Raw genomic sequence first — 22,263 nt, 5'->3', positions numbered from 1 at the left:
TTCCCCGCGGGCAGATCCAAAGCCATTATACCGCGGGCCCGGGGCTTTGTAAACCGAAGCGCGGCCCGTCACCGGGTCAGGGCGTATTCCTCGCCGAACATCAGGTCATACTGCAGCAGCCAGTGGTTCTGGAACCACTGCTCCTGTTCCTCGGTGAGGGCGGCGTCGGTGGCGGTGCCGTCGGGCAGGATGGTCACGCCCAGCGTGCGGCTGCGGTAGACGGACAGCTGATTTGCCAGATAGCGGAACATAGGCGGCTCTTCCAGGCCGTAGAGCTCCATCAGCACCGGGCTGATCTGATAAGCCGCCACGGTGCCCAGGTCCACCTTGCCGTCCCAGTAGTTGCTCCAGATGAGCAGAGGCATCTGGTGGAGTTCGGGGCTCTCGCTGTCCGCCCCGGAGGCGTAGCCGGTGGCGGTGTAGACTTCATAGCCGCTGCCGATGGGGTTGTAGTGGTCGCCCCAGAACACCAGGATGGTAGGCTCGTCCACCTGGCTGAAGTAGTCGGTGAGGGCGCCCAGCATGGCGTCCGCCTCCCGCACGCCGGTGGCAAAGTCCTGCAATGCGCCGAGGGTGCTCTCGCTGATGCCTTCCGGGGCCTCCAGAATGCCCACCAGTTCATCCTCGGGGTAGTTGTTTTTATTGTAGCTGGTGTGGTTCTGCATGGTCACGGCGTGGATGAAAAGGGGCTTGTCCTTGTCCCGCTCCTCATACTCCTGAATGATGCGCCGGGCTATCTCCGCGTCGGTCACAAGGCCTCCGGACCACTCGGTGTCCCGCTTGCGCTCGGGGGCCACAAAGTCCTCCAGCGAGATGAACTCGTCGATGCCCAGGTTGGGATAGGCGGTGTTGCGGCTCCAGAACTTGGCATAATAGCAGTGGATGGCCTGGGTGGCGTAGCCCTGGTCCTTTAAGTACGACGCGATGGAGAACATGGGCCGGGTCACATGCTGCTGGAAGGGCTTGGACCCGCTGGGCAGAAACTCCACCGAAAAGCCGGTGAGGGCCTCGAACTCCACATCGCAGGTGCCGCCGCCGAAGCTGGGGCTGTAGGCCTTGCCATAAGCAGAGGTCTCCATCAGGCGGTGGAGGTTCGGCGTGACCGGCTGGTCGAAGACCACGCCGTAGTCTTCCAGCTCCTGCACGTCCCAGAAGGATTCATCCATGATGAAGATGATGTTGGGCCGGGTGATCTTCCCGTCCCCCGCCTGGGCGTAGCTGCCGTCAAGCTCCGGGGCAAGGTCCTGGCTGTAGGCCTGTTCCAGCAGCGCCTTCACAGTTTCTTCGCTGTAGCCTGCGGGCTCGTCCACCTCAAGGTTCTGGATGTTGGTCAGAAAGCCCGCGATCACGCCGTAGTTGCGGTAGTAGCGGTTCTGCATCCACATGTCCGGCACGATGCCCGCCAGCCGGGAGCCGGCAGGGCTGAGGAACACAAAGAAAAGCAGGGCGAGGCCGCCCGCACCGGGCGCCGCCCAGGAGAGGATGAACCGCCACAGAACGCCTCCCCGGGGACGGGGCACAAGGCAGGCGAAAACGGCCAGCGCCAGAAGGATGAGGGCGCTGGCCCACATGGAGGTCTGCAGCTCCAGGCCGGCCTTGCCCACCACGTCGGCGGCCTCCGCGCCCTGGGAGAGGTCCCAGGGAAAGAAGGGCTCGCCCCGCAGCTTGAGCTTGAAATAGGTCACCACGGCGGGGATGCATCCGCCCGTGCCGCACACCAGCACCGCCAGCGCGGGCAGCCGGGTCAGGTTTGCCAAAAACAGATAAGTGCACAGGATGAGCAGCCAGCTGCAGGCATAACTGCCGAAGTGAGGCAGAAAATTGTCGGTCCAGAAAGAGGCGCTCAAGGCCCCCCGGTGGATCCATTCGGTGCACAGCAGGGTGACGGTGGCCACGATGGGAGCCAGCGGCCACCAGAAGAAGGAAAGTTTCGCCCGCCAGGGCGCTCTCTGTTTCAACGTCGTTTGCAAGGGAAATGAAACCTCCTGAAAAAATTTTGCCGTCATTCCAGCAGCCGCGCCCAGAACCCGCCCCGGGCTTTGGGCGCGCCGGCGGGCAGCTGGGTGCGGACAAGGATCACGTCCGCGCCGATGGCGTCTATCTCCCGCCAGGGAATGAACACGTCCTCCTGCCGGCCCAGCAGCCCGAACAGCCGCGGCCGGCCCAGCAGGACGAGCCCCTCAAGGGCGGCGGTCTGCGGGTCGAAGCGAAGGTCGTCCGCCCGGCCGAGGTTCGCCCCCAGCGGCACCTGGATCACATCCTTTTTGCAAAGCTCGCTCAGGGTCATGGTCCTCCCCTTTCCGGGCCGTGCGGCGGAGCGCCCTCGCTATACTAAACGATGCTGACCCCCAACCTATTGCAACGCGCCCCATGTCTGCCTGTTGAAAAGATATGTGCCCGGTTTTGTATTTTAGCACAAAATAGTGTATAATGGATGAAACTTGTCAATGAACGACCCTTTCTTCGGGAGGATATGACCCATGTACAAAAACATCGTGTTCGATCTGGGCGGCGTCGTGGTGGATTTTGCACCCCGCGATTTCCTGCTGGATCGTTTTTACGACGAAGCCGTGGAGGCCAAGGTGTACGACATCACCTTCGGCAGCGTGGAATGGCGCCAGCTGGACGCCGGCGAGCTGGACCGGGAGGCCGGCAATGCCGCCATGCTCCAGAAGGCCGCCGAGGCCGGCTGCACCTTTGAGGTGCAGAGCGTGCTGGACGACTGGTACCGCATGCTCAAGACCCGCCGCCGTACGGTGGACGTGATGAAGCGGCTGAAAAAGATGGGCTTCTCGCTGTATTATCTTTCCAACATCCCCTGGGACGTTTATGAGGAGATGCAGCAGCGGGACTTCTGGCCCCTGTTCGAGGGCGGCGTGGCCTCCTGCGAGGCTGGCGCCAACAAGCCCGACCCCCGCATTTTCCAGCTTCTCATCGAGCGCTACGGCCTGGTGTGCGGCGAGACCATCTTCGTGGACGACAACAAGCTGAACACCACCGCCGCCTATGACCTGGGCATTACCGGCATCCACTACAAGGGCGGCGCGTCCTTCCTGCGGGCGCTGAACGCCTGCGGCATCCCCATCAAGGAGCATCTGCTCTGGTAAACGCTGTTCTCTCCCCCGTGCCGGCGGCGCGGGGGAGTTTTTATGCCCGGGCGGCCCGGCCCTTCACCCAGCTTTTGACAGTCTTCTCCGCCGCCGCGCGGTACACTGGTAGCCGGGAGGTGGGGCCGTGAAGATCGTTGTCTATCTGGATATCCTGCTGGTGACGAATTTCATCGCAGGGTATTTTCTTTTGCGGGCGGCCGGGTGGCTTGCCGGCGCAGCCTGCCCCGTGCCCCGCGCCCTGGCCGGGGCGGCGCTGGCCGCGGCCAGCACCCTCATCCTGCTGGCGCCCGCCCTGCCCGCGCCGCTGGGCTTTGCTTACAAGCTGGCCAGCGCCGCGCTGGTCACGCTGGCCGCCTTCGGCTGGCACGGCCTCCGCCCTTTTCTGCGGGCGGGGGCATGGTTCTTCGCCCTCAATCTGGGCCTCGCGGGCCTTGCCCTGCTGGGGCTGCAGCGGGGCGGCATGAATGGCGTGCGGGTGCACAACCTGACGGTGTATGTGGACCTTTCGCCTATGGTGCTGGTGCTCTCGGTGCTGGCGGTGTATCTGGCGGTGCGGCTGGTGCTTCTCGTTTTCGGGCCGCCGGCCGACCAGGAGCCCTGGCAGCTGGAACTGCGGCTTGCCGGCCGCGGGGTGCGGGCCCAGGCCTACTATGACACCGGTTTTTTCCTGCGGGACCCGGTGGGCGGGCGCCAGACCCTTCTGGTCAGCTGGCCGGGGGTGGAACGTCAGCTTTCGGACGAAGTGAACGCATTCCTCATGGGGTATTTTTCCGGGCAGAATCCCCTGCCGCCCGAGGGGCTGGGGCTGCGGCTGGTTCCCTGTTCCGGGGCCGCCGGCAGCGCCGTGCTGCCGGGGCTGACCGCCGCCTGCGCCCGGCTGACCGGCCAGGGGCGCACGCTCACTGCCCGAAACGTGACGGCGGTGTTCACCGCCGAGCCCCTGCGGGACGGGCAGTTCCAGGCCCTGTTCGGGCGGGAATTTCTGATGGATGAGACCGAAAGGAGGTCCAAAGCATGCACCTGAATCCACTGCGCCGTCTGCTGGCCGGGCTTCGCCGTCTGCTGGCGCGGCTTCGGCTGCCCGGCGGCGTCTACTACATCGGCGGGCCGGAGGCCCTGCCGCCGCCTTTGACCCCCGAAGAGGAAAAGCTGGTGTTCCAGGGGCTGGAAGAGGGGCGCCAGAGCTGCCGCGACATCCTCATCACCCACAACCTGCGGCTGGTGGTGTATATTGCCCGCAAGTTCGAGAGCAGCGGCGTTGCCGTGGAGGACATCATCTCCATCGGCACCATCGGGCTTATCAAGGCGGTGAACACCTTTGTGCCCGCCAAAAACATCAAGCTGGCCACCTACGCCAGCCGCTGCATCGAAAACGAGATCCTGATGTTCCTGCGTAAGAGCAGCAACCGCCGCCAGGAGACCAGCATCGACGAGCCGCTGAACACCGACGGCGAGGGCAACGAACTGCTTTTGTCCGACATTTTGGGCACCGACCAGAACCAGATCAGCGCCCAGCTGGAGCAGGATGCAGAGAAGGACATGCTGCTGGCGGCGGTGGACCGGCTTGCCCCCCGGGAAAGGCAGATCATGCAGATGCGCTTTGGCCTTCTGGACGGCGTGGAGCACACCCAGAAAGAGGTGGCCGACGAGATCGGCATCTCCCAAAGCTACATCTCCCGGCTGGAAAAGCGCATCATCGCCCGGCTGCGCCGGGACCTGGAAAAAATGTGCTGATGTTGCAGCAGAACAGGGCCCCCGCCGCTTGCAAGCGGCGGGGGCCCTGTTCTGCTTTTCGTCAGGCGGCCCTGCTTTCCACCATTTCGGTCTGCTGCACGAACAGCGGCATCATGCCGCCCCGCAGGCCCATCTCGCTGTCTGGCAAAGCAAGCAGATAATCAAAGCCGTTCTTGGTCCAGCGCAGCATCGCCGCGCCGCCCTCGTTCTGGCTGATGTTCACCCGGATGTCCCGGTGATACAAAGTCGCCTGCTCCCGGAACATCTGTTCAAAATCGCCCGCCCGCAGGTCGGCGCCTGCGCGGCCCACCCGCAGGATAAGTTTCCACTCCGGCTCCACCGTGTACTCCAGCTGGGCCACCGCCCCGTTCAAAAGAGAGATGCGCTCCAGCCGGATGATGTCGCTCTCCGGCAGGCTTCTGGCACGAAAACCCGCGCGGCGGCCGAAATCCGGCCGGGCGTACTCCCGCTGCCCCGTGCCAAACCGGGAATACAGCAGCGCCGCGATCACCGTGATGAGCACCGCCGCCAGCAGCACGCCCCCCACGGCCAGCGCCGCCAGGATACGAATCTCCATACAAGATCACTCCCCTTCCCCCTCACTGTATGCGCGCGGGCGGCGGATGTGCGGCCAGCTTTTACCAGCGGCCGCGCTGTTTGCCCGGCGCGGCGGGCGGCCATACTTTTGTCATGCCAAGGGGGGAGCGTGACCATCTTTGTATTACGGCAAGGTCGAGATCTGCGGTGTGAACACCGCAAAACTTCCGGTGCTCACCGAGAAGGAAAAAACCGCTCTGCTGCGGGCTGCCCGCGCGGGCGACAAAGAGGCCCGCCAGCGGATGATCCAGGGCAACCTCCGGCTGGTGCTGAGCGTGGTGCAGAAATTCGCGGGCCGGGGCGAAAGCATGGACGATCTGTTCCAGGTGGGGTGCATCGGCCTCATCAAGGCCATCGACCACTTCGACCCAGACCTGAACGTGCGGTTTTCCACCTACGGGGTGCCCATGATCGTGGGCGAGATACGCCGCTTCCTGCGGGACAACAACGCCGTGCGGGTCTCCCGTTCGGTGCGGGACATCGCCTACAAGGCCATGCAGGCCAAGGAGCAGCTGCAAAAGGAACTGAACCGGGAGCCCCACATGGACGAGATCGCCCGCAGAGTGCAGCTGCCCACGGCCACCGTGACCCTGGCGCTGGAAAGCGTGGTGGACCCGGTGAGCCTCTATGAGCCGGTGTACAGCGACGAGGGCGACACCATCTATGTGATGGATCAGCTGGGCGACGGCGGCGGCGAGGACAGCTGGATCAGCGGCATCATGTTCAAAGACACGGTGCAGGCGTTGAGCGAGCGGGAAAAAAAGATCATGGCGCTGCGCTATCTCTCGGGCAAGACCCAGGTGGAAGTGGCAAAGGAGATCGGCATCAGCCAGGCCCAGGTGAGCCGGCTGGAGAAAAACGCCCTGGGCCGCATCAAGGGCCGGCTGTGACCGCCGGGAGGGTGGGCTGGCCGCGCTCCCCCGCCAGCGCATTTAAATGTGAAAGCCCCTGGCAGCAGAGCCTTCGTCAATCATATTTTTCTATCTTTACAGTGGCGATCGCAGACTGGCTTGGCGCGCCCGTGACAAGGTCTTGCGGCGCCGGTATCAGCATCATAAACCCTTCCCTGCCATACCGCTGTTCATAGCCCCGCGCATAGTTTTCTTCAACAGAAATGTGCTGCACCTGGCCGATCACCATCGCTGTAACGCCCGCGCCGCTCAAGTCTTGTATCTCCTTTAAGGTGCACTCCATGTTTATAAAGGCTTCTTGAATGGCCGGAGCATGGATCGATCTTGCATGGGAAAGAGTAAAGCCCCCTATCGCAAATTCATCCTCTTCCAAATCGTTATGGCGGATCGTCTTTACCAGCCTGTCATAGCAGCTTATCGGAAGGAAGTTGATGCAAAAGCACTTTTCCCTTTGGATATTGGAAAAAGTATGTGTGTGCTGATATAGATTTCCCATCACGGCGAAAAAAGAGGTCTTGTCCCCATGAAAACAACTCCAGGAATGAAAGCAAACATTTGGCTTTCCGTTTTCTTTCCAAGTGGTGATCGCAAAGAGAACAGTGGGGATCCCCGCTGTTACTTCAAAATGCGAAAACAGTTCAAACTCCTCTGGATATGAAGGTCTGAAATACTTTGGGAAATCTTTTCCAATTTCTATTTTCATTTGGCAAAACACCTCCATAACTTCTGATCTGATGTTGGCTTTATTATACTATGGCTGGCAGAAATTAGGAATATATGTATTGCAGCCGTATCACCCGAGGGCCCTTTTCAAACAGGGCGTTTTACCAGCCCCGCAAGGAAGGCGCCGGCACGATAAAGCCCCCTTCTCCCTCTCCAGCCGCCAGCGCAATGCAGAGAAAAAGGGCCTGCCCCCCGCTGTTCGCGCAGGGCAGGCCCTTTTCGTTTTTGAGCGCTCTTTTCCGGGCGCTGCCCCTTTTGGGGTCATTTCAGCTCCACGACCGTCACGCCGGCCTCGCCCTCGCCGTAGCGGCCCAGGCGGAAGCTCTTGACGTTCTTGTGGCCCCGCAGGTGCTGGTGGATGGCGTTGCGCAGAGCGCCGGTGCCCTTGCCGTGGATGAGGTAGACCATGGTCTGTCCGTTCATCACCGCGTGGTCGATGAACTGATCGGTCTCCATCAGCGCCTCCTCCACGGTCATGCCCAGCAGGTTTATCTCCATGCTGGCGCTGCGCTCCACCCGCTGCACAGTGGCGCTGCGGGGCGCGGGAGCGGCGCGGCCGCCCTTTTTCTGGGGTTTTTGCAGCTTGTCCGGCGCTTTGAGGCCGGAAAGGGGCACCTTGGTCTTGATGATGCCTGCGCGCACCTCCACCATGCCGTTCCGGTCCGGCAGAGAGGTGACGGTGGCCAGCTGGTCATACTCGGCGATGACCACCTCCTGCCCCACCCGCACCTCCTTCAGCGGCACGAACTGGCGCACGGGGTTGTGGGCCACATCACTTTTGGAGAACAGGCGCTCGGAATCCTTGCGGGCGATCTCCCGGGCGCGGGCGGCCCGCTGGGCGGCGGACTGTTTGTCGTCTTTTTGCAGCTTGTGCAATTCGTCGGTGAGGGCGTAGGCCTCCGCCTGCACCTGCTGGGCCATCTGCCGCGCCTTGAGGCGGGCGGCTTCCAGCTCGGTCTCGCCCTGGCGCACCAGCGCGTCACACTTTTCCCGGGCCTTTTCCAGCATCTTCTCCGCCTCGGCCTTGGCCTTTTCCGCCTCGGCCTGGCTCTCTTTCAGCTGCAGCTTCAAATCGTCCAGCTGGGCCAGCACGTCGTCCAGCCGTTTGTCATCGCTGGCAAGGTGGGTCTGGGCCCGCTGGATGACCCGGGCGGGCAGGCCCAGCTTTTCGCTGATGAGGAAGGCATTGGACTTGCCCGGCACGCCCACGCTGAGCTTGTAGGTGGGGCGCAGGCTCTCCACGTCGAACTCACAGCTGGCGTTCACCACGCCCGCCGTTTCCAGTGCGAACACCTTCAGTTCGGAATAGTGGGTGGTGGCCATGACCAGCGCCCCCTGGATGCGCAGCTGCTCGATGATGCTCACCGCCAGCGCCGCGCCCTCGGCGGGGTCGGTGCCTGCGCCCAGCTCGTCCAGCAGCACCAGACTGCCCTTGAAGGCATTGTCCAGGATGCCGGTGATCTTTTTCATGTGGCCCGAGAAGGTGGACAGGCTCTGCTCGATGCTCTGCTCGTCGCCGATGTCCACCAGATAGTCGGTGAACACACAGACGGTGCTGTGCTCGTGGGCGGGGATGAGCAGGCCGTGCTGGGCCATGGCGCAGAGCAGGCCGGCGGTCTTGAGGGTGACCGTTTTGCCGCCGGTGTTGGGGCCGGTGATGACCAGGGTGTCATAAGTTTCGCCCAGCGCCACGTCGATGGGCACCACCTTGCCGGGGTCGATGAGGGGATGGCGGGCCTTTTTCAGATCGAAATGCACATCGTCTGCCACCTGGGGCATCCAGGCCTTCTGCTCCAGGGCCAGATGTGCCTTGGCCAGCAGCACGTCGATGTCCAGCATGGCCTTGTAGCTGAAGTTGAACACCGGCTCGATGGAGGCCACCTGCTCGGTGAAGGCGATGAGGATGCGCTCGATCTCCGCCTTTTCCTGGCTGCGCAGCTGCATGATTTTGGCATTGGCCTCCACCACGGCGGTGGGTTCCACGAACACGGTGGCCCCGCTGCTGGACACGTCGTGGATGACGCCGCCCACTTCGCCCCGGTACTCCGAGCGCACCGGCACCACGAAGCGGCCGTTTCGGATGGAGACCACCGCGTCCTGCAAAAATTTGTTGGTGGTGCTGTTTTTGATGATGGCGTCCAGCTTGTCCCGGATGGAGTTTTCGGTGGCCTGTATCTTGCGGCGCACCTCGAACAGGGTGTTGCTGGCGGTGTCGGCCATTTCCTCCGGCGAGAGGATGGCGCCGCTGATCTGCTTTTCCAGCCCGGGCTGGGGGCTGAGGGCGTAGAACAGGTCGTCCACCGGCAGCATGTCGTGCTCGGTGAGGCCGTACCAGGCCACAAGATTCTGGAAGTTGCGCAGCGCGCCTGCCACCTCCAGCAGCTCGGCCATGGAGAGCACGCCGCCTTTGACGGCGCGGCTCACCACCTTGTCCACGCCGGACACGCCGCCAAAGCGCGGGCTGCCGTTTTTCAGCAGCAGGCTGGCGATGGCGTCGGTCTGGCTCAAAGCATAGCGTACCTCGTCGGGCGTTTCGCCCGCCGGCTGCTCCAAAAGCAGGGCGCGGGCCTCGGGGCAGACGGCCAGCGCCGCCGCCCGTTCCAAGATTTTGTCCAGTTCCAGTGTTTTGCGATAGCTTGTATCCATGGTCCTCCTCAAAGGGGCGCAGCCCCCGCTATGTAAATCGGTTCACTCCATCACAGAGTGAAGGAAATCCAGCGTTTTCATGGGCTTGTCCAGCCGGGCGGCAGCGTAGCGCTCGGTGACGCGGCCCAGTTTTTCCAGGCTTTTGGGCGAAAGAGAGAAGGCGAACACCTTCTTGTCCTCCACCAGGGCGATGTGGCGCAGGGCGATGAGCGCGCCCTCGTCCAGGTTGGGCGCAAGGCCCTGGGTCTCGGCGCAGCCGCCGCAGAGCAGTTCGCCCGCGCCGACATCGAAGTAAAAATCGCCGCCGTCGTATTTCTGGCAGCTTTTGCAGCAGAGCAAAGCGGGCATATACCCCGCCTCGCACACCGAGCGCAGCTCATAGACCGCCTTGATCTGGGCCAGGGGCTTTTTCTGCTCGCTGATGAGGTAGAGGCTGTTGAGCAGAAGGCGCAGCTGGGCCGCCGCCTCGCCGCCGCTGGGCAGCAGGGTCTGGGCGATTTCCGCCAGATACATGGCCAGCGCCATGCCCTCGATGCTTTTGGGCAGACCGAAAAACACCTGTTTGACCTGGGCGTCGTCCACCATATACATGGTCTTGCCCGCAAACAGGGTGAATTCCGAATAGCAAAAAAGCCCGCATGCACTGAAAAGTTTGCTTTTCAGGCGCAGGCTTCCCTTGGCAGATGCGGAGATAAGGCCGTGCTCCGGGGTGAGGATGGTGAGGATACGGTCAGATTCCCCCACCTTCACTTCCCGCAGCACCAGGCCCGGCGTTACCAGTTGCATGTTCGTCTCCCGCGGGCGGCGGCAGCCCGGGCTGCCCGGTGCGCAGAGCCTTTTTGTAATTCAGGTACTCCCGCACGCCGCCGGTCGTTTCAAACTCTTTCCAATAAGAACCGCTGCTGTCCATCGCTGGTCGCCCCCTGGTGGTACTGTTCCACCATTGTACGCCGGTATGCCCGGAAAAGTTGTCCAGCGATGTAGAAAAATTTTTGCGACGCGTCGTGTTTAACCGACAGCATCATTTGTTTTGAGCAAAGCCAAAGTCGTTCAGCAAAAAGTCGCTGTCGCGCCAGTCGTCCTTCACCTTGACCCAGCACTGCAGGTTCACCTTCGCGCCCAGAAATTCCTCACAGTCCGCCCGGGCGGCGCTGGCGATCTTTTTCAGCATCTGGCCGCCCTTGCCGATGACCATGCCCTTGTGGCTCTTGCGCTCGCAGTAGATGTTGGCGTCGATGTCGATGATGTTCTTGTCTTCCCGCTCTTTGAAGCGCTCCACCGTGACGGCGATGCCGTGGGGCACCTCGTCCCGCAAAAAAAGCAGCATCTTTTCCCGCAGAATTTCACTCACCAGCGCCTTTTCCGGCATGTCGGTGTAGGCGTCGTCGTCGAAATAGTGAGGGCCTTCCACACCGTAGGCCGCCAGGATGCCGAACAGCTCCTCGCAGCCCTTGTCCTCCCGGACGCTGATGGCCACGACCTTGTCGAACACCCCCAGCGCCTCCAGCTGCGCGGTGCGCGCCGCCAGGTCCGCCTCGTTTTTCAAGGTGTCGGTCTTGTTGATGACCGCCACGGCGGGGGTGCCCCGCAGCGCGCCGATCATGGCCTGCTCGGCCTCGGTGAACTCGCCGTAGGGCTCGAAAAGCATCAAACTCACGTCCACATCCGCCACGCTGTCGGTCACGGTCTTGCTCATCCGCTCGCCAAGCTTTGTGCGGGGGATGTGCACGCCCGGGGTGTCCAGCAGGACATACTGCACCGGCCCGCGGGTGACGATGCCGGTGATGCGGGTGCGGGTGGTCTGGGGTTTGGAGGTAACGATGGCCACCTTCTCCCCCACCAGCCGGTTGGTCAGGCTGGATTTGCCCACATTGGGCTTGCCCACAAGGGCCACAAAAACCGATGAGGTCTGCAAAGGATCATCCTTTCTTTCGTTCGGGCCAGAACACAAAGAGCCAGGCCCCGGCCAGAGACGCCGCCAGCAGGGCCAGGGCCCAGGGGCGTGCGAAGAACCAGCCGGGGATGGCGCACAGCACCTCCGGCTGCCAGAACAGCATCACGCCCACCGCCGCCGAGGCGATGCTGAAGGCCAGCACCGCGCCCGCGGCCATGTCTTTGGCGCCGCCCGCCGCCCGCCAGTGGGCGGGGTCGGGGGATTCCACCGACCGCTCGATGGCAGAGTTGACCAGCTCCAGCGCGATCACGCCGCCGATGCAGAGAAACAGCAGGGCGTATTCCACCGCGCCAAAAGGATAGAACAGGCTGGCCAGCAGCACATATGCCCCGGCGCACAGGTGAAAGCGCAGGTTGCGCTCCTCTTTCACCGCCGCCCAGAAGCCTTGCGCCGCATAGCCGAACCCGGCAAAAAACCGCCGCATATCAGATCTGGTCCGCCGTATAAGACACCGTGCGGGGCAGGCCAAGCTGGATGAGCACGGCCTCTTCCTTTTCCCGCATCTTCACCGCGGCAAGGCCCCCCTGCTCGTGGTCGTAGCCCAGCAGGTGCAGCATGGAGTGCACGGTGAGGAAGGCCACTTCCCGCTGCAGCGGGTGGCCGTAGAGTTCCGCCTGCTCCATCGCCTTCTCCATGGAGATCACGATGTCGCCCAGAAGGCAGGCGCCGGTGTCCTGGTCCACGTCGTACTTGCCGTCCTCGCCCAAGGGGAAGCTGAGCACGTCGGTGGGCATGTCCTTGCCCCGATACTGGGCGTTCAGGGTCTGGATCTCGGCGTTGTCCACGAAGGTCACGCTGATCTCCGCGGGCTGCTCGAACCCCTCAAATTCCAGCACAGCGTTGCAGCTGCGGCGGATCAGGATGCGCAGGCCCGAGGGGATCTTCACCTTCTTCTGCTGGTTTGTGATCAACACTTTGTTTGACACACCGTTTCACCTCTTTATGTTTTTGATGATTCCGTCCGCGGGGCCCTGCCCGCGCAAAACGCCCAGGATCAGGGCGTCAGTTCAGGGGTTGCGACGCTGCCGCGCCGCCCGGTCATAGGCCTTGACGATCTCCTGCACCAGGCGGTGGCGCACCACGTCCTTTTCGGTGAAGTAGACCCGGGCGATGCCCTCCACATTCTTCAGCACGTTCAAGGCGTCCAGAAGGCCGCTGCGGCTGCGGTCCGGCAGGTCGATCTGGGTCACGTCGCCGGTGACCACCACCTTGCTGCCGGCGCCCATGCGGGTGAGGAACATCTTCATCTGCTCCCGGCTGGTGTTCTGGGCCTCGTCCAGGATGATAAAGGCGTCGTCCAGCGTGCGGCCGCGCATGTAGGCCAGCGGGGCCACCTCGATGGTCTGTTTTTCCAGCAGCTTCTGGAAGCTCTCGGCCCCCAGCATATCGAACAGGCCGTCATACAGCGGGCGGAGATAGGGGTCCACCTTGTTCTGCAGATCGCCGGGCAGAAAGCCCAGCTTCTCCCCCGCCTCCACGGCAGGCCGGGTGAGGATGATGCGGCTGACTTCCTTGCTCTTGAAGGCCTTCACCGCCATGGCCACCGCCAGGTAGGTCTTGCCGGTGCCGGCAGGGCCCACGCCGAAGGTGACGGCGTTCTGCTTGATGGCCTGCAGATACTCCCGCTGGCCCAGCGTTTTGGGGCGCACGGGCCGGCCCTTGGCGGTCACGGCCACAAAATCCTGGGTGAGCTCCCGCACGCGGCGCTCTTCCCCCGCGCCGGCCAGGCTGATGCAGTAGCGCACCGTCTGCTCTTCCAGCGGGGTGTGGTTTTCCAGCAATGTGAGCATGGCGTCCACCGCGCGGGCGGCTGCCGCCACCTGCTCCGGCTCGCCGGTGAATTTGATCTGGGAGCCGCGGCACACCGCCGTGATGGAGAATTCGTTCTCCAAAAGGCGGATGTTCTCGTCCCGGCTGCCGAAGATCGCCAGCGCCGTTTCCACACTGTTCAGCTCGATCAGTTTTTCTGCCATTCCACACCTGCTCACTTGCCAAAATCCCGCGGGGCGGTCAATTGCACCGGCGCCCACGAACACATCGTTATTATACCACAAAATATTCCAATAGGAACTGTCTGTTTTACACAAAATTTTGCGGTGTTTTCATCCACCCTTTTCCCGGGCAATGTCCGCCTTGAAATCCACCGTCATGGTGTAGGTCAAGGTGCCGCCGTCCCAGCTTTCCTGGCGGCTTTCCGCGATGATCTCAGCGTCCGGAAACTCCGCGTAAAGCTGAGCAAGGCAGGCAAAGCGGGCGTACTGGCGCGCGCCGTCCGGCGTGAGGTGGAACTGGCGCGCCTCCCGCTGGGGGGCATACCGTTCTTCGATGGTAGCGGGCAGCGCAAAGCCCAGCACGGTGAGCGGGCGGTGCACCGTGCGCACCTCCTCGCCCTCCAGCAGCTGCGCCCCCAGTTCCACCGTGTGGCCGAACAGCCGCAGACGGAAACTGCTGGCCACCTTGCCGGTGAGCGCCTGCACCTCATAAGTAGAGGGCTGCACGCACTGGTAGGTCTTTTTCACCGCCGCCACCACCAGCCCTTTGGCATGGCTTTCCACCGGCTGCTCGTAGGGGTCCGGCTTGTAGGCGCTCACCAGCACCTCCCCTGCGGCGGCGGTCTGCCCCACCGATTTGACGGCGAACCCCTCCTGGGCGTTCACCTCCAGCAGGATGCCGTCCGCCGCCGCCACCAGGTCCACCGGGTCGTTGGGCTCGATGGCAGGCTTTTGCAGCGCGGGGCTGGCTTCTACCACCAGCCGTCCCTTCTCAAAGTTCAGCGACACCCAGCCGAAGGCTTCGTTCCCGTCCATGAGCTGTTTTTCCGCAAGACGCAGTTTTTCCTGGGTTAAAACCGCGCCCTCGCAAATATCCATAGAATAGAGCATCTGCTCCACCCGGCTGCGGGCCGCCGCGTCCAGCCCGTCGTATCGGATGGACCAGACGCTCTGCCCCAGCAGGTGCACCGCCGCCGCGAACACCAGCGGCGCGAGCACAAGCCCCCAGCGGCCCCGGTAAGCCCGCAGGCGAAAAAAGACGCCCCGCCTTTCCCGCACCCGCAGGCGGGTGCCGCAGCGCCGCGCCAGGCGGGAGGCCTCCCGATACCGGCGGGCGGGCAGATGCGCGGTGAACCCATCCGCCGTAGGACGCACCGCATAAAGCGGAATGCCCTGCCGGTTGCACAGCGTGATCAGCTTTTCGCTCTGCCCGCCAAAGGCGGCGAAGCCCACCCCCGCGAAGCAGTTTGCCCAAATCAGCCCCATCGTTTACCTCTCATTTGAAAATTCCGCGCGGAAGATCCTTCCCTTCAGGGTGAGCATCCGCCCCCCGACGCCGCACAAGGTAAGCTCGTCGCCGTAGAGGCTCACCTGCCAGCCGCCCATATCCAGCCGTATTTGGCTCTCGTCGTAAAGCAAAACACCTTTGCAGCCTTCCACTTCCACCTGCCCGCCGCATTGGATGTGCAAAACGGGCTGGCGGTAAAAGGCGGCGGGCGGCTGACGCACCAGCCGCTTCAGATAGGTCCCGGGGCTCTCCCGTCTGGTTTTGCGTTTATGTTTCATCTCCTGCCCCCTGCCGTTTCAGTGACCCTTTTGCGCGGCGCTGTGCGCCGCTTACCCTTATTTATATTAGCCGGGAGGATGAGCTTATGAAGAAAATTCCCCTGCGCGCTGCCGCAGGCGGCGTATGCGCGCTGGCAATGATGGCGCTTTTGTTTGCCCGCCCCTTTGCCTGCATCGAGGGCATCCGGGCAGGGCTGACCAGCTGCACGGAGCAGGTCATTCCGGCGCTGTTCCCCTTTTTCGTGGTCTCTTCCATCATTGCGGCCAGCCCGCTGGCGAAGGCGCTGGGCGCGGCGGTGTGGCCCTGCACCCGATTCGGTCTCGGCATCCGGGACAGCCGGGCCGCCACCGCGCTGCTGCTGGCATGGCTGGGCGGCTTTGCCGTGGCGGCAAGGGTCATCGGGCAGATGTATGCTGCGGGCGCCGTTACCCGGCGGCAGGCGCAGCTGCTTCTCGTCTGCGGCGTGGGTTCCGGGCCCGCCTTCGTGGTGAACACGGTGGGCTGCCTTTTGCTGGGCAGCCCGCGGCTGGGCTGGTGCATCCTCGCCGCGCTGCTGCTGGCGGACCTGGCAGCGGGGCTCCTTGCCCGGCTGGCGCTCGCCCCGGAGCCGGAGGCCATTAAGAACCCCCTCTCCTGCCGGGAGGGCGCAGTGCAGGGCATCGGCCTGGTGCCGGCTGTGCAGGGGGCGGTGCAGAGCATGCTGGCGGTGTGCGGTTTTGTGACCTTTTTCAGTTTTTTGAACCGCGGGCTGGGTTCTTTTCTGCCTGCGTCGGGGCCGGCGCGGGCCGCCCTTGCGGCGCTGCTGGAGGTGACCGGCGGCTGCGTTCAGGCCAGCCGGCTGGGAGGCGCGGCGGCAGTTTACGGATGCTGCGCTGCTCTGAGCATCCAGAGCCTCTCGGTCTTTTTGCAGGTGCGGGCGCTTCTGGACCGGGACATTTCCCTTTTGCCGCTGGCGGCGGCAAGGCCTGTGCATCTGGCCCTCTCTTTGGGGGCGCTGCGCCTTCTGCTGGGCCTTGTGCCCGGAGCTGCCGCTGCGGCGGCCGCCGGTGATCGGCTTATCGTGCAGAGCCGCACCGCGCCGGATGCCGCCCTCGTTCTGTTCGCGCTGTGCTGTGCGGCGCTCTACGGCCTCGGCTTTACATCCGACGGCCAAAAGAGTATAATGAACGAAAATGCCAAAAGGAGGCGCCGCCGTGTTTCGTAAGCATCCCGTGCCCGGCCAGAATGTGGAGCCGGCCTGTGAATACTGTGAGCACGGCCGCCGCGCTGCCGACCCCCGCATGATCCTGTGCCAGAAGCGGGGCGTCGTTTCTCCCTATTTCCACTGCAAAAAGTTCCTCTACGACCCCATCCAGCGGGTGCCCCGCCGCCAGCCCCGGCTGCCCAGTTTCTCCCCGGAGGATTTTTGTCTGGATTGACCGTTATCTCTTGACGCACGCTGCTTTTTCCGTTACAATAATATCCGTTCCGCTGGAATAGCTCAGTCGGTAGAGCAGCTGATTCGTAATCAGCAGGTCGCGTGTTCAAGTCACGTTTCCAGCTCCAAAATCAAGCCCCGCAGATTGGCTTTACAAGCCAGTTTGCGGGGCTTTTGCTATATTTTATCACTTGTGCGTCGGCGCATTTGTTAGTTTATTTGTTAGCTTATTGCGATATATCAACCAATATATTATAAGAGCGCTTTTGGTTTATGCTTAGTAACATAATTATCAAATAGTAATATAATAAATGTGACTATGTAAAAATGCCCGGAGCCGAAGCCCCGGGCGGTGGTGGTTACATGCACATTTATCGAACTCCAAAAAGTCAACGCTTTTTCGCGCATATATTGATAATATTATCTTGATATGGCATAATGAGGGCAAAGAATGGGGGGCAGTTACAGTGAGCAGAAGCTATTATGAAGTTATCGGCGTATCCCCAAGCGCGTCTGATTATGAAATTTGCGAAATGTATTCTAAATGGCTAAAAAGCGGGCAATGCGATGACATTGAAACAAAAGAAGCATACCGCGTTTTAATGAGCAGCAACTTGCGCCAAGAATATGACAAATCCATTGGCATACCCGAAAAGAAGGTTCCAATTTCAATGCTGTCGCAAGAAATTAAGAATGCAGCAGAAAGAGAAAAAACGATGCACGGAAATTACCTCACGGCGCTTTCTTGGGTTGTTGCCGCAGGCCCGGTTGTAAGCGCATTGCTATTCCCTGGGTACTTTATTCAAGGTGCTAAATTCCCAGAAAGCCTTATGGCCTATGCTTTTTCGGCGGTTTTGTTTTTTCTCGCCGCCGGCTTATATATGATTCTTGTTGCCGTTTGCGGAACAATGAAGAGTGAAAAAAGCAAAATCATATCTGTTATTGCACTGTTCGTTGCTTGCGCTTTTTTCTTCTGCATACTTCAGGTATGGTGGTAAATAAAAAATCCCCCGGACCGTATGAACTGAACCGCCCCATTTTGTGCGGACAGCACAAAAAAGAGACCCTGGTAGGAAAGATTGAGTTTTAAGCGGAGAGGCGTCGCGTCAGCGGCGCCTCTCCAGTTATTAACTGGATGCGTTCATGGTTGTAAAAGTGGATATAGCGGTCGATCATCTCATTGGCTTCGGAAAAGGTCGCCGGTTTGTGACGGTAAATGCACTCCGTTTTGAGGATAGAGAAGAAATTTTCCGCCATTGCATTATCATATGGATTTCCACGTCTTGACATAGACGGCGTAATGCCGTATGTTTGAGTTAGCTCAAAATATGCTTGTGAGGCGTACTGAGCACCCTGGTCGCTGTGGAGCTGTAACTCCGCAGCGACTCTCTTTTTCTCTCGCTTCATGGCCAGACGAAGAGTGTCCAGGACCAGATTTACCGTTTGCTCCGTTCCAGTCTTGTAAGCCACAATGCTGTTGTCATAGAGGTCCCGGATGATGGATAGGTACAATACGCCTTGCTTTGTGTGGATATAGGAGATGTCTGTTACCCATTTCCTGTTGGGGCCGTCCGCATGGAACTCCCTGTTCAGCAGATTCTCGTACTTGTGGAGCTGCTGCCCCATCTGCTGCCATTTTCTGCGGCGGCGGATTTCTGCGAGCAGATCATATTTCTTCATGATCCGCAGCACTGTTTTTGGATCACAGAAAATATTCTGCTGTTTCAGCCATAACCACATCCGCCGGTACCCGTAGGTACGAAAACAGCGTTCCCGTTGCTGTGCGATCATTTCCGCAAGAGACGCATCCTTCTCCGGCCTGCCCAGACGATGGACAAAGGCATAGTAGCCGCTTCTGGATACGGAAAAGAATTTGCACATGACTGTCACCGGATACTCTGTTCGATGACGATATATGACATGGTATTTTACCCTTGCTTTCACTTCCTTCCTGTGCAGTACAGAAAATCCCGCAACAGCTTATTCTCCATGCGTAGCCGCTGAATCTCATGGGCCTGCTCCGCTACAATGTCTTTGGGTGCAGCTTCTTTCCTCGGCCGGCCTTTGGGACGTGGGAGGATTCCGGCTTCCACCTTGCGCTCTTTTCTCCGCTCACGCACAAGCAGCCTTTTTACCACCTGTTTATCCTGAAATCCGTAGTGTTCCGCAACTTCCCGTTGGGTTTTCCCTTCTGCCAGCATGGCTTTGATTTCTGGCAGCAGCGCCTGTACGTGTGTGTAATTCCGCTTCTTCATGATAAGACCCCCTGATGTAGTTCTATTTTCCTACATCAGGGGGTCTTTTGTCTCTGTCCATTTTTACTGGACCTGTTCAATTTGAACCGGGGCCTTTTTTATGTTTGCGGCAAACGCTCTTCGGCCCCGCCGTCCTGGCGGAGAACGCCGAAAAGCACCATGTTCAGCAGTTCTCCCGATGCGTTCAGCATAGTGTGCAGATCCTGCGTCTCATGGAAACTGTTCAGGATGTCCTGGAAGAAGGGTTCGATGCCGGCAAGGTAGCGGCTCACCTTTTCCGGCTCCAGCTCCGGCCGGAGGGGCATACGGGCCACCGTCCGCTCGATGAACTCGCGGTTCAGCCTGCGGATGGGCGCGCGCAGTGCCTGTATCTGCCCGGCCAAATGGCGCGGCGGACGGAGCATGGCGCTCTCAAACACCGTTTTCTCCCAGGGCCTGCCCTGAAAGAAGCCCTCGCGCAGCATGAAAAAGCCTTTGAATGCCTGTGGGATGTCTGTTTCATCCAGCGCGTCCACGCCCTGGGCGACATAGTCCGTCAGCTCCCGGAAGGTTCGTTCCGCGCAGAGCAGGAACAGTTCGTCCTTGCTGGAATAGTAATGGTACATCATGCCCTTGGAGATGCCGTGGTCGGCGCAGATGTGCTCCATGTTCGCGCCGTCATAGCCGCGGGTACCGAATTCCTCCATAGCTGCCCGGTATATCTCCTCTTTGCTGCGCTCCTGCCGCTCCTTTTGGGTCATGCCCGCATCCCTCCTTCCGCCTTGTGAAGTTCCCCGGCCCATTCAAAGCCTTTCTTGGCCATGAACACCGCGATGATCTCGTTGATGACCGCCGCCGCGGCAATGGTGCCTTGTATCAGCGACGCGCACTCGGGGGCGGGCCCTTCCAGCATCGACACCACGATGCCGGTGAACACCAGCGACACCCCGGAATGGGGAAGCAGGGTGAATCCCAGATACTTTTTCACCGTCGGCGGGGCATGGGTGACCGCTGCGCCAAGGAACGCGCCGCTGTATTTTCCCACCGCCCGGGCAAGGATATACACTGCGGTGTAAATGCCCGCGTTAAAAACCAGATGGTAGTCCAGAGGGGCGGCCAGGTTCAGAATGACCACGATCATGGCGGCCCCGATGGCCAGATCCATCACCTTCATTATGCTACCCAGCTGCTGCTGTGTGATCATGTTCGCGAAGGCCGTCGAATAGGCCATGCCGATGAGCATGAAGTTCAGGATCGGCGCCGGAAGCGCGCTGTTGATGGCAACGCCAATGCCCGCGGAGAGCAAAAGCATGCCCAGCATGACCGCCAGCGCACCCTCGCTGGTTTTGGTGCGGCGCAGCATTTTGCCCGCGGCAAAGCCGGTGACCGCGCCGATGACCACCGGCAGGAACACCAGCAGCATGAGCACCAGCACCGGGATGTCCGCGGTGGAAAGATGCGCAGACACAAAAGCTACCACCAGGAAAAAGACCATCGCCCCCACCAGGTCGTCCAGCGCGGCCATGGGGATGAGCGTGCGGGTCACCGGGCCGTCGGCTTTCAGCGAACTGACCACCGAGAGCGACGGCGCTGGCGCGGTGGCCAGGGCGATGCCGCCAAACAGGAAGGCCATGTACAGCGGCGTGCCCGTGAACCAAAAGATGACGCCGAACACCAGGCTCACCGCCAAAAATGTCCCCAGCGACTCGGTGAGAGTGGTGACCAATATCTGCGGCCCGGCCTTTTTCATCTGCTTCCAGATGAGTTCCGTGCCGATCATCAGGCCGAACACGCATTCAAAAAGGCTTTCCAGCACGCCGAATCACCGGGAGTCCAGCACCGACTCTCCCAAAAGGCCGAGGGCGTGGGGGCCGATGATCATGCCTGCTATCAGCCAGCCAAGAATGGAAGGCAGTTTCAGCCGGGCGACCAGCTTGCCCGCCACAAACGCGATCAAAGCAGCGGCCAGCAGCCGCAGCACATCAAAAAGCACCTCCATGAAAAGGCATCTCCTTTGCAAATTATAGACGAATCCGTCTGTATTTTGACAGTATATCCCTTTTAGACGAATTCGTCTATATCTCGCCTGTAAATTTTTTGTGAATGGACCTTCCGCTCTTTCCGCCGGCGGCAGAAGGTATAAAAGCATGGAAAGCCCAAACAATGGATGGACTTTTGTTGAATAATCTGATAAAATAATTTTGTTTGTCAAACAAGGCCACGTTTTGGCGTGGCAAGGAGGCTTTATCTTGGCGGAAATTTACAAACAATCCTTCAAGCAGGACTATTCCGACCATGTGGAGATGGCGATCTTCAACTGCGGCCTGGAGCACTGCGCTCCCCTGCACAGCTGGGGGCCTGCGGTGCGGGACCACTACCTCATCCACCTGGTGGTGGACGGGCACGGCTGCTATCGCGCCGGCGGTCAGGAACATCATCTGGGCCCCGGCGACCTTTTTCTGCTGCGTCCGGGCCAGCTGGCGGGCTACAGCGCCAGCGAAGACGACCCCTGGGAATACTACTGGGTGGGGTTCAACGGCGCTTACGCCTCCAAACTGGTGCAGCACACTCCTTTCACCGATCAGAAGCTGGTGTTTCACTCCGCCCGGCCTGAGCCTCTGCAGCAGGCGCTGCTGAGCATCTTCAACGCCCGCGGTCCCAAACCGGAAAATGAAGCAGCCATGGTGGGCAACCTGTATCTCTTTTTGTCTGAGCTGATGCATCAGGCCGCGGAAAAAGAGATACACGCCCCCAGCGCCGGCAGCCAGTATGTTCTGAACGCCATCAAGTACATCCAGTTCAATTATTCCCACGAGATCACCATCGACGACATCGCCCGCACGGTGGGCGTCAGCCGCAGCCATCTCTATCGCCTGTTCATGAGCAACGTGGGCCAGAGCCCCATCGACTATCTCACCTCCTACCGCATCGGCGAGGCCTGCAATCTGCTGAAGAACTCCCAGCTCTCCATTGCGGAGATCGCCACAAGCGTGGGTTTTTCAGACAAGTTCTATTTTTCAAGAGTGTTTAAAAAGTCCATGGGCATGCCGCCCAGCCGCTATCTCAGCGCGATGCCGGACCACAGCGCATGACCGGGAGTGACCGCAATGAAACATATTCTTTTAAACATCTTTAAAGGGCTGCTGCTGGCGGGCGCCGCTGCCGCCTGCATCCTTTTCTATCTTTACACCATCGACTTTTTCGCCCCGCCGCCCAGCGTGGGGCTGCTCGCCTCCCCCAGCGGCACGACCTATCTGGATGCAGACGCGCTGAAAGCCGCGCTGGAAGCCGAAGGCGTGGAACTTCTGACCGCGGAGCCCGGCGAGAGTTATGCCGGCGCGGCAAACCGCCTGCTGGCCGCCGGTGCGGGGGTGCTCAT

The 22,263-nt window shown here is 60.9% G+C and carries 24 protein-coding genes, 1 tRNA gene and 1 pseudogene; 10 read left to right on the top strand and 16 right to left on the bottom strand.

The window, feature by feature from the left end:
- Positions 1–68 precede the first annotated feature (68 nt).
- Both ACH2AT_RS07520 and ACH2AT_RS07515 read right to left on the bottom strand, forming a co-directional pair.
- Entirely contained in the window at positions 69–1,970 is a 1,902-nt protein-coding gene (locus ACH2AT_RS07520; protein ID WP_394964857.1) for an LTA synthase family protein, read from the bottom strand.
- A gap of 32 nt (positions 1,971–2,002) precedes the next feature.
- Positions 2,003–2,287 carry a PRC-barrel domain-containing protein gene (locus tag ACH2AT_RS07515; RefSeq protein WP_394964856.1) on the bottom strand — a complete coding sequence of 95 codons (285 nt, stop codon included), beginning with the start codon at positions 2,285–2,287 and terminating at the stop codon, positions 2,003–2,005.
- Positions 2,288–2,480: 193 nt separating this feature from the next.
- On the opposite strand from ACH2AT_RS07515, the gene ACH2AT_RS07510 reads away from it, so the two are divergent.
- The 3 genes from ACH2AT_RS07510 (at position 2,481) to sigE (ending at position 4,844) form a co-directional block, all read left to right on the top strand.
- On the top strand, positions 2,481–3,107 hold the full coding sequence (locus tag ACH2AT_RS07510; RefSeq protein WP_394964854.1) for an HAD family hydrolase: 627 nt from the start codon (positions 2,481–2,483) through the stop codon (positions 3,105–3,107).
- Positions 3,108–3,234: 127 nt separating this feature from the next.
- Complete coding sequence (locus tag ACH2AT_RS07505) at positions 3,235–4,134, top strand: sigma-E processing peptidase SpoIIGA (RefSeq protein ID WP_394964853.1); 900 nt, start codon at positions 3,235–3,237, stop codon at positions 4,132–4,134.
- Entirely contained in the window at positions 4,125–4,844 is a 720-nt protein-coding gene (gene sigE, locus ACH2AT_RS07500) for an RNA polymerase sporulation sigma factor SigE (RefSeq protein WP_394964851.1), read from the top strand. The genes ACH2AT_RS07505 and sigE overlap by 10 nt, the downstream gene beginning before the upstream one ends.
- Before the next feature lie 61 nt (positions 4,845–4,905).
- On the opposite strand, the gene ACH2AT_RS07495 is transcribed toward sigE, so the two are convergent.
- Positions 4,906–5,421, bottom strand: a complete 516-nt coding sequence (locus tag ACH2AT_RS07495; protein ID WP_394964849.1) for a hypothetical protein — start codon at positions 5,419–5,421, stop codon at positions 4,906–4,908.
- Between the two features lie 139 nt (positions 5,422–5,560).
- Here ACH2AT_RS07495 and sigG point away from each other — a divergent pair, with 139 nt between their 5' ends.
- Positions 5,561–6,331 carry an RNA polymerase sporulation sigma factor SigG gene (sigG, locus tag ACH2AT_RS07490; RefSeq protein WP_394964848.1) on the top strand — a complete coding sequence of 257 codons (771 nt, stop codon included), beginning with the start codon at positions 5,561–5,563 and terminating at the stop codon, positions 6,329–6,331.
- Between the two features lie 76 nt (positions 6,332–6,407).
- On the opposite strand, the gene ACH2AT_RS07485 is transcribed toward sigG, so the two are convergent.
- From ACH2AT_RS07485 to ACH2AT_RS07445, 9 genes are all read right to left on the bottom strand, one after another.
- The gene (locus ACH2AT_RS07485) at positions 6,408–7,055 is read right to left on the bottom strand and encodes a flavin reductase family protein (RefSeq protein ID WP_394964846.1); all 648 of its coding nucleotides are present in this window, start codon (positions 7,053–7,055) and stop codon (positions 6,408–6,410) included.
- A 281-nt stretch (positions 7,056–7,336) separates the two neighbouring features.
- A complete protein-coding gene (locus ACH2AT_RS07480) occupies positions 7,337–9,721 on the bottom strand; it encodes an endonuclease MutS2 (RefSeq protein WP_394964844.1) in 2,385 nt (794 codons plus the stop codon).
- A gap of 42 nt (positions 9,722–9,763) precedes the next feature.
- Complete coding sequence (recO, locus tag ACH2AT_RS07475; RefSeq protein ID WP_394964842.1) at positions 9,764–10,507, bottom strand: DNA repair protein RecO; 744 nt, start codon at positions 10,505–10,507, stop codon at positions 9,764–9,766.
- 235 nt (positions 10,508–10,742) lie between these two features.
- Complete coding sequence (era, locus tag ACH2AT_RS07470; protein ID WP_394964840.1) at positions 10,743–11,636, bottom strand: GTPase Era; 894 nt, start codon at positions 11,634–11,636, stop codon at positions 10,743–10,745.
- A gap of 4 nt (positions 11,637–11,640) precedes the next feature.
- A complete protein-coding gene (locus ACH2AT_RS07465) occupies positions 11,641–12,099 on the bottom strand; it encodes a diacylglycerol kinase family protein (RefSeq protein WP_394964838.1) in 459 nt (152 codons plus the stop codon).
- Between the two features lies 1 nt (position 12,100).
- On the bottom strand, positions 12,101–12,601 hold the full coding sequence (gene ybeY, locus ACH2AT_RS07460) for an rRNA maturation RNase YbeY (RefSeq protein WP_177521280.1): 501 nt from the start codon (positions 12,599–12,601) through the stop codon (positions 12,101–12,103).
- An 81-nt stretch (positions 12,602–12,682) separates the two neighbouring features.
- Positions 12,683–13,648 (bottom strand): PhoH family protein, encoded by a 966-nt coding sequence (locus ACH2AT_RS07455; protein WP_394964836.1) that lies wholly within the window; start codon positions 13,646–13,648, stop codon positions 12,683–12,685.
- Between the two features lie 129 nt (positions 13,649–13,777).
- Positions 13,778–14,932, bottom strand: coding sequence for a sporulation protein YqfD (locus ACH2AT_RS07450; protein ID WP_394964835.1), 1,155 nt, complete (start codon positions 14,930–14,932; stop codon positions 13,778–13,780).
- A 3-nt stretch (positions 14,933–14,935) separates the two neighbouring features.
- Positions 14,936–15,232 carry a YabP/YqfC family sporulation protein gene (locus tag ACH2AT_RS07445; protein WP_394964834.1) on the bottom strand — a complete coding sequence of 99 codons (297 nt, stop codon included), beginning with the start codon at positions 15,230–15,232 and terminating at the stop codon, positions 14,936–14,938.
- Between the two features lie 86 nt (positions 15,233–15,318).
- On the opposite strand from ACH2AT_RS07445, the gene ACH2AT_RS07440 reads away from it, so the two are divergent.
- From ACH2AT_RS07440 to ACH2AT_RS07425, 4 genes are all read left to right on the top strand, one after another.
- Complete coding sequence (locus tag ACH2AT_RS07440; RefSeq protein ID WP_394964832.1) at positions 15,319–16,437, top strand: hypothetical protein; 1,119 nt, start codon at positions 15,319–15,321, stop codon at positions 16,435–16,437.
- Positions 16,427–16,651, top strand: coding sequence for a hypothetical protein (locus ACH2AT_RS07435; protein WP_394964831.1), 225 nt, complete (start codon positions 16,427–16,429; stop codon positions 16,649–16,651). Before ACH2AT_RS07440 ends, ACH2AT_RS07435 begins: the two co-directional genes overlap by 11 nt.
- Before the next feature lie 51 nt (positions 16,652–16,702).
- Positions 16,703–16,778 (top strand) — tRNA-Thr (locus ACH2AT_RS07430).
- A gap of 339 nt (positions 16,779–17,117) precedes the next feature.
- A complete protein-coding gene (locus tag ACH2AT_RS07425) occupies positions 17,118–17,648 on the top strand; it encodes a hypothetical protein (RefSeq protein ID WP_394964829.1) in 531 nt (176 codons plus the stop codon).
- A gap of 88 nt (positions 17,649–17,736) precedes the next feature.
- On the opposite strand, the gene ACH2AT_RS07420 is transcribed toward ACH2AT_RS07425, so the two are convergent.
- From ACH2AT_RS07420 to ACH2AT_RS07405, 4 genes and pseudogenes are all read right to left on the bottom strand, one after another.
- Positions 17,737–18,540, bottom strand: coding sequence for an IS3 family transposase (locus ACH2AT_RS07420; protein ID WP_394964827.1), 804 nt, complete (start codon positions 18,538–18,540; stop codon positions 17,737–17,739).
- Between the two features lie 50 nt (positions 18,541–18,590).
- A complete protein-coding gene (locus tag ACH2AT_RS07415) occupies positions 18,591–18,905 on the bottom strand; it encodes an imidazolonepropionase (RefSeq protein WP_177522474.1) in 315 nt (104 codons plus the stop codon).
- Positions 18,906–19,003: 98 nt separating this feature from the next.
- Positions 19,004–19,645, bottom strand: coding sequence for a TetR/AcrR family transcriptional regulator (locus ACH2AT_RS07410; RefSeq protein WP_394964825.1), 642 nt, complete (start codon positions 19,643–19,645; stop codon positions 19,004–19,006).
- Positions 19,642–20,877: pseudogene (locus ACH2AT_RS07405) on the bottom strand (cation:proton antiporter). The gene ACH2AT_RS07410 and the pseudogene ACH2AT_RS07405 overlap by 4 nt, the downstream one beginning before the upstream one ends.
- 256 nt (positions 20,878–21,133) lie before the next feature.
- On the opposite strand from ACH2AT_RS07405, the gene ACH2AT_RS07400 reads away from it, so the two are divergent.
- Together ACH2AT_RS07400 and ACH2AT_RS07395 are read left to right on the top strand one after the other, a co-directional pair.
- Entirely contained in the window at positions 21,134–21,976 is an 843-nt protein-coding gene (locus tag ACH2AT_RS07400) for an AraC family transcriptional regulator (protein WP_394964823.1), read from the top strand.
- A gap of 15 nt (positions 21,977–21,991) precedes the next feature.
- Positions 21,992–22,263 (top strand): hypothetical protein (locus ACH2AT_RS07395; protein ID WP_394964821.1); only part of this gene is annotated, 272 nt, incomplete at its 3' end.

Origin of the sequence: Candidatus Allofournierella excrementigallinarum, from assembly GCF_944388085.1 — a bacterium.
In the GTDB taxonomy this organism is placed as follows: domain Bacteria; phylum Bacillota; class Clostridia; order Oscillospirales; family Ruminococcaceae; genus Allofournierella_A; species Allofournierella_A excrementigallinarum.
This window is presented reverse-complemented; position numbering and strand designations above follow the sequence as displayed.